The following is a 17757-nucleotide window of genomic DNA, read 5'->3' on the forward strand; positions in this document are numbered from 1 at the left end:
GCGCATCAGTAAGGCATATTGAACGGGGTCACGATCTGCACCTGCGAGGGTGCGATCGGCCCCGTTTTCCATACCCGGTGGTACTGCAAAATGTGCAGGAACACATGGCGCGCATCCACCTGCAAGTTGTGGTCGATGATCGCGGCCATTTTCTCCTCTTGCAGCAGTTGGCGGTTTTCCTCGTCCAGGTCATGGCCGATGAACACGTCCAGCGGCCGGCCGGATTCGGCAAACGCATCGACGATCGCCTGATTTCCCCCACCCACGCTGTACACCGCGCGCAGCGCGGGGTGTTGCTTGAGTGCTGCACTGACCTTCTCGCGCGTGCGCTCGTAGACCCCATAGCCACCGCTGACATCCACCACACGCACATGCGTGGCATGCCCGCGCAGCCACATGCGAAAGCCCATCTCGCGTTCCTCCTCGCCGCGGAACAGTTCGCTGCCGATGACCACCGCCACCTCCTGGGCCTGCCGTGGCAACCAGCGCGACAGCAGATAGGCCGCCGTCTGCCCCGCCATGCGGTTGTCCATGCCGACGTAGCCAAGGCGCTCGCTATGGGGCAGGTCCGTCACCAAGGTCACCACGGGAATACCGGCAGCCATGAGCTGATTGACCGCCTGGTTCACCGCAGGCTCGTCGGCCGCCTTGAGCACCACGCCCTGGCTGCCGGTGTGCAGGCAGCGCAGCAATTGGTCATGCATGGCTTGGGGTTCGATTTCCTCGAACAGGTGGAAGCGCGGCGCGATGCGAAATGGCGCCAGGCTGCCCAACTGCTGGGTGATGGCCGCCTGCACGGCGGCGCTGAAGCGCTGGGGAGTGTGCATGATCACGTCGACATGGAAGGTGCGGCCCACGGCCAGGCCGCTCTGCTCCTGTGCCTCCAGTTCGCCCAGCGCCTGCTCGATGCGCCGCTGGGTCTGGTAATGCACGCTGCCGCGCTGGTGCAGCACGCGGTCGACGGTGGCCTTGCTGACACCGGCCTGGGCGGACAGTTGCTTGATGGAGAAGTGTCTGGCGCGTTGGAGGAGGCTCATGGCGTGAGGTTTTCTTGAGGTCTTTTTGGGCATTGGAGAGGTTGTCGCAATGCTAGTCTCAGTTTCGCCGGGCGTCGAGCCACTGCACTCACAACAACAAAAACCAGGAGAACACCCCCATGCCAGAAGCTGACCTCAACCGCCCTTTCCAAGGCCAATATTTCGTGGTCACCGGCAGCACCCAAGGCCTGGGCGCTGCCGTGGCGCACACCCTGGCCAAGCGTGGCGCCGCCGGCTTGATCATCTGCGGCCGTCGCCAGGCCGAAGGCCAGGCCCAGGTGCAGGCGCTGGCCGCGCTCGATTGCCAGGCCCACTTCGTCCAGGCCGACCTGGAACGGGTGGAGGACTGCCGCGCCATCATCGAGGCGGCGCGCACCCACTTCGGCACGCTGCACGGGCTGGTCAACTGCGCCGGCATGTCCGACCGCGGCACCATCCTCGACACCTCCCCCGAACTGTTCGATCGCCTGTACGCGGTCAACGTGCGCGCGCCCTTCTTCCTCATCCAGGAGGCGATCACGCTGATGATCAGCCGGGGCGTGGCGGGCTCCATCGTCAATATCCAGAGCATCGTCGGCCACGGTGGCCCGGCCTACCTGTGCCCTTACTCCATTTCCAAGGGCGCGCTGGCGGTGCTGACCAAGAACGTGGCGTACAGCGCCTTGCGCAACCGCATCCGGGTCAATGGCCTGAACATCGGCTGGATGGACACGCCCCACGAGGACGAAATCCAGCGCCGCTACCACGGCGCCCAGGACGGCTGGCTGGAAAAGGCCGAACAGGCACTGCCCTTTGGCCGCCTGCTCAAGCCCGAGGAAGTGGCCCGCAGCGTGGCGTACCTGCTGTCTGCCGAGTCAGGGATGATGACCGGCACCGTGCTGGATCTGGAGCAGGGCGTGGTCGGCTGCGGTGACGATACCGCGCCGCGCCCCCAGGCTGCGCTGACCTTGCCGGGGGGTGCCTGATGAACAGTCCCTCTGCCTTTGTGCGCGCCGATGCCGTGCACCTGCCGGACTTCAGCCGCCTGTGCGAACAACAGGCACTGCCCGAGCACTACCCACTGTGCGCCGAGGTGCAGGCCAACGTGCCGATTTACCACGCGCAGACCCTGCGCGACGCCGATCGCGGTGCTGCGCTCAACGAGCTGCACCAGCTGTTCAGCGCAGGCCCCGGGGTGATGGTGGTGCGCCAGGGTTACACCGACCTGGACGTGGTGGATCGCCACAGCCAGGTGTTCGAGGCGATCTTCGCCCAGGAGGCAGCCCAAGGCGCGGGGGCCGATCACTTTGCCAAGGCCGGCAGCAATGGACGCATCTGGAACGCTTTGCAAAAGGCCGCCCTGCATACACCGGCTTCATTTATCGAGTATTACGCCAATCCGCTGCTGGGGCTGATCGCCGAGGCGTGGCTGGGCCCGGACTTCCAAGTCACGGCGCAGGTCAACGTGGTGCGCCCCGGCGGCCAGGCGCAGCAACCGCACCGCGACTATCACCTGGGCTTTCAGGTGGAGGAGATGGTGGAGCGCTTCCCGCTGCCATTGCATGTGCTGTCCCAGTACCTGACGCTGCAAGGCGCCGTTGCCCATTCGGACATGCCGCTGGAAAGCGGGCCGACCCAGTTGCTGCCCTTCTCTCACCAGTATCCGCTGGGCTACCTGGCGTGGCGTCGCCCCCAGTTCATCGAGTACTTCCAGGTGCACGCCGTGCAGTTGCCCCTGAACAAAGGCGATCTGCTGTTCTTCAACCCGGCGTTGTTCCACGCCGCCGGCACCAACCGCACCGCCGACCACCAACGCATGGCCAACCTGCTGCAGATTTCCTCAGCCTTCGGCAAACCCATGGAGAGCCTGGACCGCGAGCGCATGATGCTGGCGCTGTACCCGGGCCTGCTCGAGCGCGTCAACGACCAGGTACTGAACGCCGAACAGGTGGCTGCCGTGGTGGCCTGCACCGCCGACGGCTATTCCTTCCCCACCAACCTGGACACCGACCCACCGCTGCACGGCCTGGCACCGCAAACCGGGCAGCAGCTGATGCTGGCGGCGCTGGCCGAGCGTTGCAGCGTTGCTGCCTTTGCCGAACGGGTTGAACAGTTTCGCCGCAAACGTCAGGCCTGAAAGGCTGGCCAGATCACACCAACAATAATGACAAACGGATCGACACCATGAAAAAGCAACTGCTCACCTTGCTGTTCAGTGTTTTGTTGTCCCCCCTGGCCCTGGCCGATGTGCGCATCGGCGTCAGCATCGCCCAGGTGGACGATGTGTTCCTGGCGCAGATGCGCGATTACATGGTGGCCCATGCCAAGCAGTTGGAAGGGGTCACGCTGCAGTTCGAGGACGCCCAGGGCGACGTGGTGCGCCAGCTTAACCAGGTGCTCAACTTCACCTCCCAGGGCGTGGACGCGATCATCATCAACCCGGTGGACACCGCCGCCACCGCCAAGATCACCGATGACGCGCAAAACGCCCATATCCCGCTGGTATACGTCAACCGTCGGGGAAGCACAGCGCCTTTGGCAATCACAGTGAAAGTGACGTGCAACGTAGCCGCAGGCAGTGGGGTGACGTACGCCGCCAAAACCGTGGGATGCGTCGCCCTACCCTCACTAGACTCGGTACGCTGCTTAGCCATGGACAATGCCATGGATCTCATCCAGTGCGGCAGCAATCACCTGTTCAGGCGCCGATGCCAACAGGTCCTGGGGCCGTTTGCCGCCCAGAAAGCTGTTATCTGAACGGAACCAGTAAGCCATACCCCAGCCGTCCTTGTGGCCAGCGAAAGCCTCAATGACTTTGGCTAATGCCTTGAACGGCCGATAGCCCGCGTCCGGATCCAAGCCATAGCCAGGGAAATAGTCGACCCCACCGTGATTGATGGCAAAGATCTGCCCCTGCTTTTTCCATTTGTTGGGCTGGGCACTCGGGTTGCGGGTACTCAACTGGGCCACCTGTGCAATATCTGCGGCGGTCAGCCAGTCACCACTTTCCAAGATTGCTTTGCGGGCTTGGACCAGCATTGCCGCTTCCTTGAGCAGGCGAGGCGAAGGCGGCTTACGCGTCACAAACACCTCAGCCAGGCGCTCTAACGACTTCGGGTCCTGACGCTCCTGCAGCATCTCATACATCGAGGAGGCCACATTGGCGAAGTTTTCCGCCAATACTTCAAAAACACTGAGGTTGACCTGATCGAAAGACACGACCAGCACTCGGTCCGCATGCGAGCGGCTTAAGCTGGCCCTAGCTTCCTTAGGCGTACCGACCAAAGTGGAGACGCCCGATTGCTCTGTAACGCTCATGGAAAATCCCCCACCAGTTATCTACATTATCTAATCCTAACATAGTCTTGATAACCCTAGCTCTAGCCTAAACTCCATTCATCTGGATGCATAGGTAGGTTTGAGGGGAGCACGCCATGCCGTCGATCAGCGCGGTGACTCTGGGACGAAAAGTCTAAGGGTACGATCTTGGCTTTCAGGTGTGCGAGCGAGTTAAGGACCAGCGATGGTGGACCGAAAGAGTTGGCATAACCCCAGTTCAGCACTGCTTGAATTCCCTAGCAGTCCCTCCCTCCTAAGGGCCGAAGATCTGCATCACATCAACCTAAGAAGGTGTTCTCTCGGTCAACAGTTTGGCATTGTGCTCAAGCCGTCGCTGATCGCGGGGATCGATACCCGCGTATCAATGCCCCTGGCGGCCTGTGCCTGCGCGACATCACGCAACGTGCGAGCATTTCGCAAGCTAACTTCAGGATAGGTACCGAAAGAAATACGGGGTTGCTTTTCCGCCCTGGAAAAGCAGAAGTGCCAGCACTTGCCGCCTTTCGTATTCACGAAAAGAGCGAGGCCGTCGTAATCAGCTAGGGTGGAGTTGAGTGACGTAAAGCCATTCACACACCCTGTGACCATCCGAGCGGCACGATGTATCTACGAGGTAGATTTCCTACTCCAGACAGACGCTGAAAATTGAGCAAGATGTGTTGGGCAGCCCTTACATAGCGCCCCCGGTTCCACGAGCTCAAGCATTCGCAGGCCTATAAAAAAAAAAGAAAAGCAGCAGACCTGATATCGCCAGGCATGCCAAGCCGGCACAGATCATGACGAGACCAAAGCCACCCGCCATCGCTGACCTGTACAGATCGACAACCCAGGGCTGAGTCGACGGGAAAACATGGTCCACTATCGCTCGCCGAGCCAAATAAGCTGCATGACTTGGCCCACTGTCCTGTATTTCAACAGTGAGCCTATTGACCGCATAAACGCTCATGATGCTACCTAAAATAGCGATTCCCAAAGCCATTCCGGTCTGCCTCAAGGCGTTCATTGTCGCGGATGCAATGCCGGCACGTTCAGGCGGGACGCAGTCCATGACCATCATGCCGGTCGCGGGTACTGACAACCCTGTTCCAAAACCCAGTACGGCAAGGATCAACCCAATCCCTAGATAGGGAGTCCATGGATTGAAAACGACCATGGCGCATAAGGCCAGACCTATCAGCGCATAGCCTGCGACCATCAGGAACCTCATCGAGAACCGCGCCACGAATCGCCCGAAAAACAAGGAGGCTAGTGCCATCATGACGAACTGCGGCATTAGTTTCCAGCCTGCAATCTCTGGGCTGCTTCCCTGTACTTGCTGGAGAAAAATGGACAAAAAGAAGAGACTGCTGTAACTGGAGAAGCCGAGGATAAAGGAGGCTAGATTGGCGAGCACCAGGGGCCGGCTACGGAATAATTTAATCGGAAACAGAGGCCGTTCGACGCGCAACTCAACCCATACGAATGCGATGAATCCCACTCCGGCAGTAAGCAAAGGGATTAAAACCCTATCGGGCGAACTGCCATGTTCCCCGATTCCGATGAGGCCATAGCTGAGTGCCCCCAGCCATAGCATGCTAAGGGCCTGCCCTGCTGGATCGAATGCCGCATGATCGAGATGCTTGCGCTCGGGAATACCATACGCACCCAGCACAATTGCCAGAATGCCAAGCGGAACATTTACCAGGAATATGCTCTGCCATCCGACACGCTCGACCAATATCCCACCCACTAACGGCCCGCAAATCAACGCAAGTGCGCTAAAAGCGGACCACCCGCCAATCGCCCGTGCCCGCTGGCCGGGATCAGGGAATGCGTGAGCCAGAATCGGCATTGCTCCCGGTATAAGCATCGCGCCGGCAACGCCTTGCACAGCGCGCCCCCACAAAAGCATCGGCAGTTGGCTAGCCAGCGAGCAGATGACCGATCCAATCACGAAGAGCAAAACGCTACCGAGCCAAACCCGTTTGTGCCCATAGCGATCACTAAGAGGCCCCGCAGATAACATCACCGCGGACAATGCGACTGCATAGATGTTGACGACCCATTGGAGACCCGCCAAGTCAGTGTGTAACGCTGCCTGAAGAGTAGGCAGTGCGACGTTGACGATGCTGATGTCCAGCGTCGCAAGAAATGTTCCGAGATAGGCTGCAGCGACCAAGGCGTGAATTCGATATTTGCGCATCGGAGTCCAATTTACGTTAAGGAACTTACCTTGATCCTATCCACTGACTGACAGTCAGTCAATAAGAAGGCTTCGCTTGATGGCGTCGCCAAGATACAATTGACCGACCGATAGTCAGGGCTGAAAGGCTCATACAGATGCCTCTTCCTCTCCTAACAAGTCAACTTTTACGCAGGGCCCCAAACAGCAATGAAATATAAGAAAAGCCAAGTCGAGCCACCCACCTCGAAAACCCCGCGAACCAAGCCTGCGCACGTACGCCTAGATGAATTGATGGCTGCCGCAGAAACGCTGTTTTTAGCGCAGGGCGTCGAAGCCACTACCATTGACGGGATCGCCGAACTGGCGAAGGTAGCGAAGGGTACTTTTTATATTTACTTTTCTTCCAAGAATGAGTTGCTTGAAGCGATGGGGCAACGCTACACCGCGCAGTTCCTGCGCCGTCTCGAGGAAGAGGTGGACAAGTGCGCTTCAGGAGATTGGCTGGCGCGCCTGCGCACCTGGATCCATACAAACGTTATTGCTTATGTCGAAACGTATAGGACGCACGACATCGTTTACACAAACCACCATCACCACAATCGTAGCAACCAAGAAAAAAACGCCATCCTGGAACAGTTGCAAGGCATTCTGCAGGGCGGGAATGAAGCCGGTACCTGGCGATTTGATCAGCCCCGAATCACGGCCTTGATAATCTATGCCGGCGTGCATGGGGTCACCGATGATGCGATCGCTAATGAGGGCACCGATTGTGAGCAATTTGCTCGTGATGTTACCTCCGTGTGCCTTCGCCTGATTAACGTGGCTGAGGAGCCCAACTGAAAGCCTGGCGGCTGATATTGAAAATCAGTGGCACGCGTTACCCCCAAAGCGGCACCCAACGACTCCTCTCTAACCAAGGTGGCCGCCTCCTCCCTGCCCTTGCGGAACGTTAATAGCCAAGCCTTCACCCTGCACCTTGAGTCTACGCCCACATCCGATGGCGTTGCAGCGACCCGCGTTAACTCCAATCCTCGCCGATTCGCTGTAATCGCGACCAACGTAAACGGTCGCCCCAGGCTCAAGGCGCGGCACTTGCCTGCTTACCACTTCACCTCCGTCAGTGGAACTCACCAAAGCAGCGGATCCTGTCTTTCCCCCTTCATTTCCTACGCCCCTTGAAAAATTCATAAACACGCTGTTGACTGACCGGCAGTCATTAGTTAATAATTCTCATTAAGGATATGCATGGAGTTCAAGGGATGACGTCGACACGGGTAATTGTGCTGCTGAAGGAAATAGGGTTACCGCCCGATCTGCTCGCGTCCGCCGCCGCTGACTGGAGGCTGCGCACTGATCTGGGCCTGAGCTCGGCGGAAACACTGGAGCTGCAACTGATGCTGGAGCAGTTGGGATGTAGCGGATTTTCGCTTTGGGATACGCATGACCATACCTTGGGAGAGCTTGAGCGACTGATCGAATCAGCACATGCAACTGGCGGCTCTCGTGCCGGGGGTACGAGATGAGTCCTCATCCTGCATCACTGAACGAACAGTTGGCCGTGGTCCTGAACAAGGGGGGAGATGCACCTGCTTTAATTGCTGATGGCGAAGTTATTTCCTATGCGCAATTGAAGTCGCGAGTTGCCTCTACCGCCGCACGACTGCGAGCCCTAAGCATCTCGAAAGGCGATCATGTCGCGTTTCAGTTACCCAACTGCGCCGAAGCTGTCATCTTGATGCTTGCAACGCTGATAACCGGCGCGGCTCCAGCCCCCCTCCTTCCCGCCTATCGCGAACAAGAATTGCGACACATCCTGAAATTGGTTAGGCCTCGTGTCATAGCCATGACCAAAGGTAATCGTCGCTTCAGCGCAGCGGGTGTGGCTAGCACTGTAAGTCGTGAAGAAGGTTTGGACGTGGTGCTGGGGCTTATTGACGAGCCTGACAACGGCGACAATTCAGACTGGCTAGGTCTGAGGGAATTCTGCTCATCGTCATGTGACAACGCATCAGCACATGAGCTGCGCGCGACAGAGATGGGGCCAGAAGATACAGCGATGATGCTGCTGTCGAGCGGGACGACAGGCCTCCCGAAGCCCATCGCTAGAAAAAACGCTGGCTACAGCTACATGATCGGTGAAGCCAGCCGAGTATTCGAGCTCAGTCACTGCTCCTCCTATCTGGCGGTGCTCCCCATATCTCACGGTTTTGTCATCAACTGCCCAGGCATTCTCGGCACCCTTCTTTGCGGGGGAGCCGTGGTTCTGTCCCCGGACACGTCCGCGGAAACGGCTTTAAGACTTATCACAAACCATGAAGTAACACATTCGACGCTGGTTCCAGCATTACTGGCCCAGTGGCTTGATCGAGTGAGTCAGCAAGAGAGTGCACCGCAGACATTAAGGCACATTCAAGTCGGTGGGTCGCGCCTGCCTGCTGATCTCGCAGCCCTTGCTGAATCAAAGTTAGGGATGCGTATCCAGCAGTGCTACGGAATGAGCGAAGGGCTTCTTTGCTTCACCCGTGCGACTGATTCGGACAGCGTCCGATTCAACTCACAGGGCCGCCCGTTGTCCGAGCAAGATGAGGTCCTGATCGTGGACGAAGACGGCACGCCGGTCCCGCTTGGGCAATCGGGTGAATTAATCACCCGCGGCCCCTACACCATATCTTCGTACTTCAACAATCCGTTGGCGACTTCCCGCGCCTTCACGCAAGACGGGTATTACCGCACCGGCGACATGGCCCACCTTGATTCGGCGGGCAACGTCTATATCGATGGGCGACTGACCGACTCCATCAATCGCGGTGGAGAAAAATTCAGCCCGGAAGAGATTGAAGCGCTAACTAAACAGCACGCGAAGATCCAAGACGTCGCGGTGGTGGGTATATCCGACCAGCGTTTCGGCGAAGTGCCTTGCCTGTTCGCCGTGGTGCACGAAGGAGAACAGCTTTCGTTATCCGAAGTCCGACGGCACCTGGAGATTGTTGGCATAGCGCAATTCAAACTGCCGGAGAGGCTAGTCCTGATAGACGCGATTCCGCGCAAAGGCATCGGCAAAATTGACCGTGCGTCTCTACGCGCTCAACTCTACGGCGAGCGCAAAAGCGAAGCACAAGCATCCGGGTCGGGTGACCTATGAATCTCATACAAGCCCAGGCCGAAGGTGCCATCAGATTGAGCTTCGCGGCCTCAGTGCCTGTGCGACATCAACTGGTGGTGTTCCCTCACGCTGGCGGTAGTTCCGAATTCTATAGAGCGTGGCGAGACCATCTGCCTGCAGACGTGGACATCGTAATAATGCAATACCCTCAACCAGGCACGAGCCACGCGACAGTGAACTGGAGCGACCCACACATCGCTATCCAACGCTGCATGAGGGGGTTGGTCAGTCTTCTTGGCATCGCGCCCGCCACGCTCTTTGGGCACAGCATGGGCGCCTTGCTGGCACTGCATATAGCGTCCTCCCTGGCACCGTCGAGATTCAAGGTGGCTCAACTCATCTTGTCGTCTCAGATGGCACCAGCGTCGCTACAGACAACCCTTCAATCACAGCAGGATGTCGACCAGCTTGCAGAGCGTGCGATGGGGCTTGGTGAAGTGCCCGAGTTGAGCACCTCCGTTGACACCGCTCAGACGGTTGTTGCTTCAGCTGTTCGTCAAGACCTGACGCTTCTTCAAAAGCTTGCGAAGTTGCCGGTGGGTGACTTGCCCCCGACCCGTCTATTCGCAGGCGACAACGATCCGTTGATCGATAGAAAGCAGTTCTTCGAGTGGTCTCAATTGCTGCCCAAACATCCAGTGCTAGAGGTTTTTCCAGGCGGGCACTTTTACTTTCTCGGCAATGAGCCGTTGGTAGTGAAAACCATCCTGAGCCCCTCTCGTACGGCGTGACCTTTACGTTCATTCAACCCAAACGCGGAATGGGAAACTTGTCATGGATTTCGATCTTTTCAATACTCAATCAGCAGCTCCCAGCCCTGCCAAAGCGCTGGATATGTTTCCCCAACTCAGGGACTTCAGTGCGTCGCTGGGAAACACCCCGCTCGTGGAAGTGCCGGGGCCACAGAACGGAGGTCGAATCTTCGCCAAGCTGGAGTCGAAGAACCCCTCCGGGTCGATCAAGGATCGCGTGGCCTTCGGCTTGTTTTGTGATGCGATCAATGCTCACGACTTTAATCAGGGCCCGCTCAAGCTTCTTGATTCGTCGGGTGGCAACATGGCCAAGGCTTTAGCCCATTTGGGGCATCTGTGCGGCCTGCCCGTGCACGTGGTAATACCCGACTCAGCGCCAGAGGTATTGCTTCAATCCTTGAGCGATAGCAACGCGATTGTCACGAAGGTGGACAGCAGCCACTTTCTGCTTGGCATCATCGCCCGCAGCCAGCAGATCGCCCGCACGGAGCCAGGCTGGACCTTGCTATCCCAGCATCTGAACTTGGTAAACACATCGGTGCATCAGCATCACACCGGCGCCGAGATCAGCCGTCAGCTCGACGGCCGACGCCCCGATGCCTGGATAGCAGCCATCGGCACTGGAGGTACGCTTGCTGGCGTATACGCAGCGCTGGCGCAGCAAAACCAGGACCTGCGCGTCGTAGGGTGCACGCCTCGCGAGCTGCCATTTGGCACGATGGAACCTCCAAACGGAACTGCCAGGTTCGCAGGCGCAGGAGGATTTGGTTTCGGGTTCCGGCAACCGTTTGTCTCTTTGATTCCCTACGAAGTGCCGTTCCAGACCGTCTCACATGAGGAGTCTCTCAAAGCCATGTTCCGGTTCTTCGAGGAAACCGGCATCCCCATTGGCGGTTCGGCCGCGGCCAACTGGATCGTCGCGTGTAACGTCGCCTCTGAACTCGACAAAGAGGCCAGTGTAGTCACCATCTTCCCCGACGCCGGCAGCGACGCCGACCGCGAGCGGGGCCGGCAGTTGCTCGACAACGAGCGTCAAACGACAAGGAGCTAATGCTATGCCCATTAATGAACAGGACATGATGTCAAACCTGGTGAGCCTGGCCGATCTGGCCAGAGCTCAACTGGACCTTCCCGACGGGTTCAACAAAGCTCGGCAGATAGTCGCCGAGCGCGTAGGCACCGATCGCTTCGTCATGCTCCCACTGCTTGAACTCAGCGATATTCAGTTCAAGGCACAGGCTGACGACAGGCCCACTGTGGGCGATGTCAACTCGCATATTGATCGATGGATCGGGGATGACGGCGTCGAAATCGGCACCATCAGCGGCGAAGGCTGGAAGATCGCTAGCCTGGGCGAAGACGTCATCTCCTATTACCGGGAAACCGCAGATACGCGCTTGGGCAGAATCGAGACAGCGGGGGTCTGGAATTCATCCGCCATTTGGCAAGGTCGATGGCAATCATTGTTTGCCACCGGTGTCACCGGTGAGGTGACCGGGATGATTGGGGTACGGCAACTGTATCAAGAGGTCCCGCGCGAGCGCTATCGGGCCTTTGTACTGCTGATTCCGATCGAAGCGGCCGACGAAGCGATTCAGGGCCGGGTACGCCGCGGATACACGACTGATTGAATTCGGAGGTTGCATGTACGATCAGCACGTGGACCGCGACATTGCAGTCATTGGTATGGCTTGCAGGTTTCCTGGTGCCAACACCCTTGAGCAGTACTGGCACAACCTGGTGAACGGCGTCGAGTCGGTAATCGAACTCGGTGATACGCCTACCGATGCGCAGACCATGCCATTTGCCGCACCGTTGAATGACGACGTGCTGTCATTCGATGCCACGTTTTTTGGCGTGGGTCATCGTGATGCAGCCTTGATGGACCCTCAGCACCGACTATTCCTCGAGTGCGCATGGCATGCGCTCGAGCATAGCGGTATCAAACCCGGGCAAATGCCCGACACCGGCTTGTTTGCCGGCTGCAGTAGCTCAGCCTACCTTGGCCACTTGCAAGCGTCCGACCTCATGGAAAAATTCCAGCCGTCAGGGTTCGAGTTGCAAATTACCAATGATAAGGACTATTTGGTCACACGGGCAGCGTGGCACCTGGGCATAGAGGGGCCGGTACTCGGTGTGCAGGCAGCCTGCGCTACATCGCTCGTCGCCGTCGCAGAAGCCGTCGAGGCCTTGCGTGCCGGGCGATGTCGAGTGGCGCTGGCCGGTGGATGCACGTTGAGGTTTCCGCAACGTGCGCATTACCGGACTCAGCGAGGCATGATCTACGCGCAGAATGGTCACTGCATGCCTTTCTCCAGCAAAGCGACAGGGACGGTGTTTGGCAGCGGTGTCGCGCTAGTGGTTCTGAAACCGTTATCCCTGGCGCTCGCTGACGGGCAACGCGTGTTAGCCGTAATCAAAGGCTGCGCCGTCAACAACGATGGCGCCCGCAAGGTGGGTTTCACCACCACCAGCGTCGACGGACAACGACGCGTGATCAGCGCGGCCATGCGCGATGCCAATCTCACGCCCATGGACATGCGGGCGATGGAGGCACACGGGACCGGGACGATTGCCGGTGATCCGATTGAGTTCAACGCATTGAACGACCTGTTTGCAATGCCCGGGAAAGGACACAAGTCCTGCGCACTTGGCTCAGTGAAGGCCAACGTCGGGCACCTGGAAACCTGCGCGGGCATGGCAGGGCTGATCAAGGCAGTACTCCAGATCCAGCATGGTTTCATAGCGCCACAGATCCACATGGACGAGGTAAACCCTTCGATAGCATTGGATGCCAGCCCGTTTTATTTTCCCGCAATCGCCGAGCCGTGGGATACAACGGATAGCCGAAGCGCCATTGGGGTCAGTGCTTTTGGAATCGGCGGGACAAATGCGCACATAGTGCTGGCGCGTTCGCCACAAGCTCTCGATGAAACGATAACCGCCGCGACCGATTTTCCTTCAGTCATTCCCGTAACCGGGCAAAGCGAGGCTGCCTGCCACAGGTTGATACGCGCCTACCGTGCAGAACTCGTCGGCCTTCCCCCGGACCGCACGGCGTGGAGCGCCCAAACCACACGTCGAGCGCTCAGGTATCGCGCAACCTTGTTTGCGGACCAGGACGGCGCTCTACAGGTCGGTGACCCGGTACGCGATACCGGCCGCCGCAAGCCGGATATCGTTTTCCAGTTCCCGGGCCAGGGCAGTCAGTTCCTCGGCATGGCCACCGGCCTGGCCAAGTCGAACCGACATTTCGCAGGTGATCTTCATGCCTTGGTACGTCTGCTGCGAGAACAAGCGGATGTCGATGTCTCCTTCCTGCTGGATGAAAATGCTGACACCGACCTGACCGATACCGCGACGGCACAGCCCGCGCTCGTTGCAGTTCAAATCGCGATGGCCCGGTTTCTCATTCGGCACGGCGTCGTACCTGACGCAATCGTCGGTCACAGCGTGGGCGAAATCGCAGGCGCCTGCATCGCCGGGATGCTGACCGCCGAAGAAGCACTGCTGTTCGCTGCTCGACGGGGCAGGTTGATGTCTGAATTGCCAGCAGGCTCCATGCTCGCTGTCGCCATGAGTGAGCAAGCCTGCCGGGATTGGCTCGCGGACGACGTTTCGCTAGCCGCCGTCAACGCGACAGAGGCCTGCGTTCTCTCGGGCACCAAGGCCGCGATCGAACGCATACAACGCTCATTGACCAGCCTGGGCATACGTTGCCGTGGTTTGACGGTATCCCACGGGTTTCACTCGTCCATGATGGCCCCCATCCTGGACGAGCTGGCAGCCGCCGCGCCGACGGCCAAGGCGGTGCCTTCGGATATCCGCTTCCACTCGACCCTGCACGGCACAACATTCGACTCGTCAGACCGCCTCGACGGGGCTTATTGGGCGCGGCACGCGCGTGAGCCGGTGAGATATCTGGAGGCGCTTGAGTCCGTAGCGGTTCGTGAAGGGACGCTATTTGTCGAAGTGGGCCCCGGCACGACCTTGACGGCCTTGACAATGGCGCTGCGGCCGCGAGACACCGCGATTCGCACGATGCGTGGCGAGCGAGATAAATCGCCGGAGCATGAGGTGTGGCACACCGCGCTGCAGAAAATCTGGATGGCCGGTGTGGACATTGACTGGCGCCCGTCGTGGAACCTGCCAGCCAGAGCCATCCCGCTAACACCCTACCCCTTCGACCGCCAACGTCACGGCGTGGCACTTGAGACGCAGGGCAGCACTCCCCGCACCGCTGAACCCGCACGACAGCTTGAGTCGCGAAAGTACAACTCCGTTGCGCAGGCCGCTGCCGCACTTTGGGAGAAGGTCACCGGGACGCCTCCCTCCAGCCAGCATCAGTTGTTCAGTGACGATGGCGGGGATTCCTTGGCGACGTTCCAACTGATTGCATTTGCAGACTCCGAACTCGGGGTCGTGTTGAACGTATCTGACTTCCTGGCTGATCCCACACCGTCGGGCTTATGTACATGCCTGACGGATGCGGGCGCCGCTAATAGCATTCACATTCATCCTAAAGAAGGGAACGCGTAGTCATGGCAACCATCACTCATCCAACGTTCGGTGTCTATGAAGTCGAAACTGTAGTGGTAGACAGTCAGAGTTCATTCACTATCGCCTGCTCGCCCCACCGGCATGCGATGCCCAGCAATGGAGGTATCCGTTGGAGTCGATATAAAACACTGTCGCATCAAAAAGATGAAGCGATCATGTTGGCAAGTGCGATGGATCTGAAACACGGTTTTTATCGAACCGGCTTCAGTGGCGGGAAAATCGTCGTAAATAGCAGCGCGCTACCTGATGAGGCCCCACACGTATTCGATGCCATCGGAGAAACCCTGAACCGCTATGCCGGCTCGATGTACACAGGGTGTGACATCAATACAAGCAGTGCACATATGACGTACCTGAGAAAATCTACCCCGTGGATTCTGGATGCCATGGACAGCCCTCAGATCAGCACGTCAATTGCCACCGGATTTGGTGTCTGGAGTGCCTTGAAGGCGGTACTGAAGTGCTCTCCGAGAGTCAACGGGACGCCGCTTGTCGCCATTCACGGCATGGGCAAGGTGGGCTTTGAAGTTGCCAGGCAATGTCTCGCCCATGGGTACAACGTGATCGGCTTCGACGTAAAGCCCATTATCGATATTCCGGCCGGCCTGCGCATGTTGAGCGAGGACGATTTCTGGTCAAGCGCCCCGGATGTACTGTGCATTGCGTCCCTTTCCAGAATCCTTGATCTGCCCACGGTTGAACGTATACGCGCGCGCTGGGTTATCAGTAGCTCCAACACACCGTTTGACAGTACTCAAGCAGAAGCGAGGCTTCTGGCGCGTGGGGTTGGTTATGTTCCTGATTACGTAAGCAACGCCGGAGCGGTTATCTGTGACAGCATCGAGCGGTCGTTCCCGGATGTTTTTCGTGGCATGACACAGGATCAGGCAAATCACTACACAGGGGCGTTGATCGGTACCAAGACAGGCGAATTGATCAAACGGGCAGAACTGCTTGGGTGCAATATTCCCACACTGTTATCGCGCACCTACTTTCATGCTGGACATGATGTAAACCTCGGCGCATCCCGACGGCACGATCCGTCTATCCACGCAACGATAGACGCGCGCAGCTTCGCAGTTTAGACATAACAGAACACTGAATGGGTAGCTGACGGCTTGTTATAACTTGCCGCACCGCTGGCCCTCCACAGGCTTTTAAACTTTAAAGGTTTCGCACACACCCAGCTTATCTGGAAGACCTGTTCGTCAAACGTATTTAACGTACTTGCCGCGTAACACCGCTCGATTACCTGATGAACCAAAAAAATAACTAATTGCAGTGAAGATCTTTTGTCGCCCACTCTAATTATCAGGAAGATACGATGCAACCCGACACTCCAGAAACACACTACGATGTATTAATCATCGGCGGAGGAATACTCGGTCTCGCCAGCGCTTACTATGCGACAGCCAGAGGCTTGAAAACGTTGATTGTCGATCAGTACGGAATAGGCAACGATACCAATAGTTCCAAGGGCCTGGAGCGCATGTTCCGCTTGATGCAAGATAACGAGTCCGAAGCCCGACTGGCCGAAACTTCACTTGCGCTATGGACAGAACTGCAGCGCGCGAGCGGAAAAAACCTGCTTGCTACGGACGACCTGATCTTCTTTGGCCATCGGGATGCACCGATGACTACCGAAGGTAACGTGCAACACATCAAAAAGACCATGGACAGCATGGGTATGCCTTACGAATACCTGGACTCCCCCGCCGCTATCCATAAAAGATTTCCGATATTCAATCAGGCAGCCATGCCTGACGATTACGTAGGCTTGGTACAAGCGGCAAGCGCTTCCATCAACGTCCAGGAGGCGGCCAAGACTTTTCTATTCGCCGCTCGGCAGACGGACCGCCTTAACGTATTGGACAAGCACGCCGTGATCCAGGTCGCGCCCCTTAAGGACCAGGCAGGCTATACGCTGCTGACTGAGACTGAGGGTCGCTGCGTGACCGTCCACGGCAAACATCTGATCACGTGCCCAGGGGTGTGGGCAGATTCGGTGTTGAAGGGCTTCGGTCTCAAGCAAGCGCCCGGTTGGAAGATCTGGAAGATGAGTTACGCCTATTGGCCACTCAAGGAAAACCCACCGAAGATTCCAATCTGGTTTGAATTCGGGAACATCGATGCAAGCGACCAAGGTACGTTTTACGGCTTCCCACCCTTGGACTTCTCGTCAGAGCGGCACAACATGGTGAAAATGAGCGCCGACTACACCTACGACACTTACGATACGCCGTCAGCCATTCAACCGGGTGTGAACCCGAGATTGATGGAGGAACTCGTTGCGCACCTTGATCAACTGATTGCCCCCAATGCCGTTGACGCAACTCAATACCAGCATGCGGGGACCTGCCTCTACTCGATGAGCCCGGACGGCAAGTTGGTGATCGGGCGTATCCCGACGGCACCCGGCGAGCAGTCATTCCATGCCGGCGCCTCGATGTGCGTTATGGAGTCAGGCCGAGCCTTCAAATACGCGCCATTGTTTGGACGTATATTGGTGGAACTGGCCGTCGATGGGCACACCCGATACCAGTACGACTTGGATATATTCTCGTCGACGCGTGATGGGCTGTTCGAAGTTCCAACGTAACAGGGCCATTACGAACTGCAGTTTGCGCTCTTCCTTTCGCCTATCCGTACAGGTCTCACACTGAAGGCGAATAGTGACGTCAGCACGAGCGGGCGCCCTTGTTCCTAGCAAGGGCACCGTTCACCCAACATCCCAACAACCCCTGAAGTAGCGCCGAAAGAAAA

Annotated in this window: 14 protein-coding genes and 2 pseudogenes; 12 read left to right on the plus strand and 4 right to left on the minus strand. The window is 58.0% G+C overall.

Going from position 1 to position 17757, the window contains the following annotated elements; genetic code table 11:
* Positions 1-5: 5 nt before the first annotated feature.
* Positions 6-1037 carry a LacI family DNA-binding transcriptional regulator gene (locus ACM530_RS29280; RefSeq protein WP_242200190.1) on the minus strand — a complete coding sequence of 344 codons (1032 nt, stop codon included), beginning with the start codon at positions 1035-1037 and terminating at the stop codon, positions 6-8.
* Between the two features lie 119 nt (positions 1038-1156).
* Here ACM530_RS29280 and ACM530_RS29285 point away from each other — a divergent pair, with 119 nt between their 5' ends.
* From ACM530_RS29285 to ACM530_RS29295, 3 genes and pseudogenes are all read left to right on the plus strand, one after another.
* Positions 1157-2002 carry an SDR family oxidoreductase gene (locus ACM530_RS29285; protein ID WP_242200192.1) on the plus strand — a complete coding sequence of 282 codons (846 nt, stop codon included), beginning with the start codon at positions 1157-1159 and terminating at the stop codon, positions 2000-2002.
* The gene (locus ACM530_RS29290) at positions 2002-3153 is read left to right on the plus strand and encodes a phytanoyl-CoA dioxygenase family protein (protein ID WP_242200193.1); all 1152 of its coding nucleotides are present in this window, start codon (positions 2002-2004) and stop codon (positions 3151-3153) included. The genes ACM530_RS29285 and ACM530_RS29290 overlap by 1 nt, the downstream gene beginning before the upstream one ends.
* Before the next feature lie 47 nt (positions 3154-3200).
* Positions 3201-3536: pseudogene (locus ACM530_RS29295) on the plus strand (substrate-binding domain-containing protein); the annotation flags it as partial.
* A gap of 126 nt (positions 3537-3662) precedes the next feature.
* Here ACM530_RS29295 and ACM530_RS29300 read toward each other — a convergent pair.
* From ACM530_RS29300 to ACM530_RS29310, 3 genes and pseudogenes are all read right to left on the minus strand, one after another.
* Positions 3663-4334 carry a hypothetical protein gene (locus ACM530_RS29300; RefSeq protein WP_242200194.1) on the minus strand — a complete coding sequence of 224 codons (672 nt, stop codon included), beginning with the start codon at positions 4332-4334 and terminating at the stop codon, positions 3663-3665.
* Positions 4335-4709: 375 nt separating this feature from the next.
* A pseudogene (locus tag ACM530_RS29305) lies at positions 4710-4943 on the minus strand (Arm DNA-binding domain-containing protein); the annotation flags it as partial.
* A gap of 109 nt (positions 4944-5052) precedes the next feature.
* Entirely contained in the window at positions 5053-6537 is a 1485-nt protein-coding gene (locus ACM530_RS29310) for a DHA2 family efflux MFS transporter permease subunit (RefSeq protein WP_242200195.1), read from the minus strand.
* 273 nt (positions 6538-6810) lie between these two features.
* On the opposite strand from ACM530_RS29310, the gene ACM530_RS29315 reads away from it, so the two are divergent.
* The 9 genes from ACM530_RS29315 to ACM530_RS29355 all read left to right on the plus strand — a co-directional run bounded on the left by ACM530_RS29315 (position 6811) and on the right by ACM530_RS29355 (position 17593).
* Entirely contained in the window at positions 6811-7359 is a 549-nt protein-coding gene (locus tag ACM530_RS29315) for a TetR/AcrR family transcriptional regulator (protein ID WP_242200196.1), read from the plus strand.
* 419 nt (positions 7360-7778) lie between these two features.
* On the plus strand, positions 7779-8042 hold the full coding sequence (locus ACM530_RS29320; protein WP_242200197.1) for a hypothetical protein: 264 nt from the start codon (positions 7779-7781) through the stop codon (positions 8040-8042).
* Positions 8039-9661, plus strand: a complete 1623-nt coding sequence (locus tag ACM530_RS29325; RefSeq protein WP_242200198.1) for an AMP-binding protein — start codon at positions 8039-8041, stop codon at positions 9659-9661. Before ACM530_RS29320 ends, ACM530_RS29325 begins: the two co-directional genes overlap by 4 nt.
* Positions 9658-10413: a thioesterase II family protein gene (locus tag ACM530_RS29330; protein ID WP_242200201.1), complete on the plus strand. Its 756-nt coding sequence runs from the start codon at positions 9658-9660 to the stop codon at positions 10411-10413. Before ACM530_RS29325 ends, ACM530_RS29330 begins: the two co-directional genes overlap by 4 nt.
* Before the next feature lie 43 nt (positions 10414-10456).
* Entirely contained in the window at positions 10457-11485 is a 1029-nt protein-coding gene (locus ACM530_RS29335; protein ID WP_242200202.1) for a pyridoxal-phosphate dependent enzyme, read from the plus strand.
* A gap of 4 nt (positions 11486-11489) precedes the next feature.
* Complete coding sequence (locus ACM530_RS29340; RefSeq protein ID WP_242200204.1) at positions 11490-12065, plus strand: allene oxide cyclase barrel-like domain-containing protein; 576 nt, start codon at positions 11490-11492, stop codon at positions 12063-12065.
* 13 nt (positions 12066-12078) lie between these two features.
* On the plus strand, positions 12079-14973 hold the full coding sequence (locus ACM530_RS29345; protein WP_242200206.1) for a type I polyketide synthase: 2895 nt from the start codon (positions 12079-12081) through the stop codon (positions 14971-14973).
* A 2-nt stretch (positions 14974-14975) separates the two neighbouring features.
* Positions 14976-16079 (plus strand): hypothetical protein, encoded by a 1104-nt coding sequence (locus tag ACM530_RS29350; RefSeq protein WP_373345749.1) that lies wholly within the window; start codon positions 14976-14978, stop codon positions 16077-16079.
* A gap of 239 nt (positions 16080-16318) precedes the next feature.
* Positions 16319-17593, plus strand: a complete 1275-nt coding sequence (locus tag ACM530_RS29355) for an FAD-dependent oxidoreductase (protein ID WP_416363865.1) — start codon at positions 16319-16321, stop codon at positions 17591-17593.
* Positions 17594-17757 lie beyond the last annotated feature (164 nt).

The sequence above is a fragment of the Pseudomonas sp. NFX183 genome, from assembly GCF_047943075.1.
In the GTDB taxonomy this organism is placed as follows: Bacteria; Pseudomonadota; Gammaproteobacteria; order Pseudomonadales; family Pseudomonadaceae; genus Aquipseudomonas.

Coding starts and splice junctions, on each gene's coding strand:
- ACM530_RS29280 (WP_242200190.1), bottom strand. CDS start 1,037: ATGAGCCTCCTCCAACGCGCCAGACACTTCTCCATCAAGCAACTGTCC.
- ACM530_RS29345 (WP_242200206.1), top strand. CDS start 12,079: ATGTACGATCAGCACGTGGACCGCGACATTGCAGTCATTGGTATGGCT.
- ACM530_RS29320 (WP_242200197.1), top strand. CDS start 7,779: ATGACGTCGACACGGGTAATTGTGCTGCTGAAGGAAATAGGGTTACCG.
- ACM530_RS29350 (WP_373345749.1), top strand. CDS start 14,976: ATGGCAACCATCACTCATCCAACGTTCGGTGTCTATGAAGTCGAAACT.
- ACM530_RS29285 (WP_242200192.1), top strand. CDS start 1,157: ATGCCAGAAGCTGACCTCAACCGCCCTTTCCAAGGCCAATATTTCGTG.
- ACM530_RS29300 (WP_242200194.1), bottom strand. CDS start 4,334: ATGAGCGTTACAGAGCAATCGGGCGTCTCCACTTTGGTCGGTACGCCT.
- ACM530_RS29330 (WP_242200201.1), top strand. CDS start 9,658: ATGAATCTCATACAAGCCCAGGCCGAAGGTGCCATCAGATTGAGCTTC.
- ACM530_RS29315 (WP_242200196.1), top strand. CDS start 6,811: ATGGCTGCCGCAGAAACGCTGTTTTTAGCGCAGGGCGTCGAAGCCACT.
- ACM530_RS29355 (WP_416363865.1), top strand. CDS start 16,319: ATGCAACCCGACACTCCAGAAACACACTACGATGTATTAATCATCGGC.
- ACM530_RS29340 (WP_242200204.1), top strand. CDS start 11,490: ATGCCCATTAATGAACAGGACATGATGTCAAACCTGGTGAGCCTGGCC.
- ACM530_RS29335 (WP_242200202.1), top strand. CDS start 10,457: ATGGATTTCGATCTTTTCAATACTCAATCAGCAGCTCCCAGCCCTGCC.
- ACM530_RS29325 (WP_242200198.1), top strand. CDS start 8,039: ATGAGTCCTCATCCTGCATCACTGAACGAACAGTTGGCCGTGGTCCTG.
- ACM530_RS29310 (WP_242200195.1), bottom strand. CDS start 6,537: ATGCGCAAATATCGAATTCACGCCTTGGTCGCTGCAGCCTATCTCGGA.
- ACM530_RS29290 (WP_242200193.1), top strand. CDS start 2,002: ATGAACAGTCCCTCTGCCTTTGTGCGCGCCGATGCCGTGCACCTGCCG.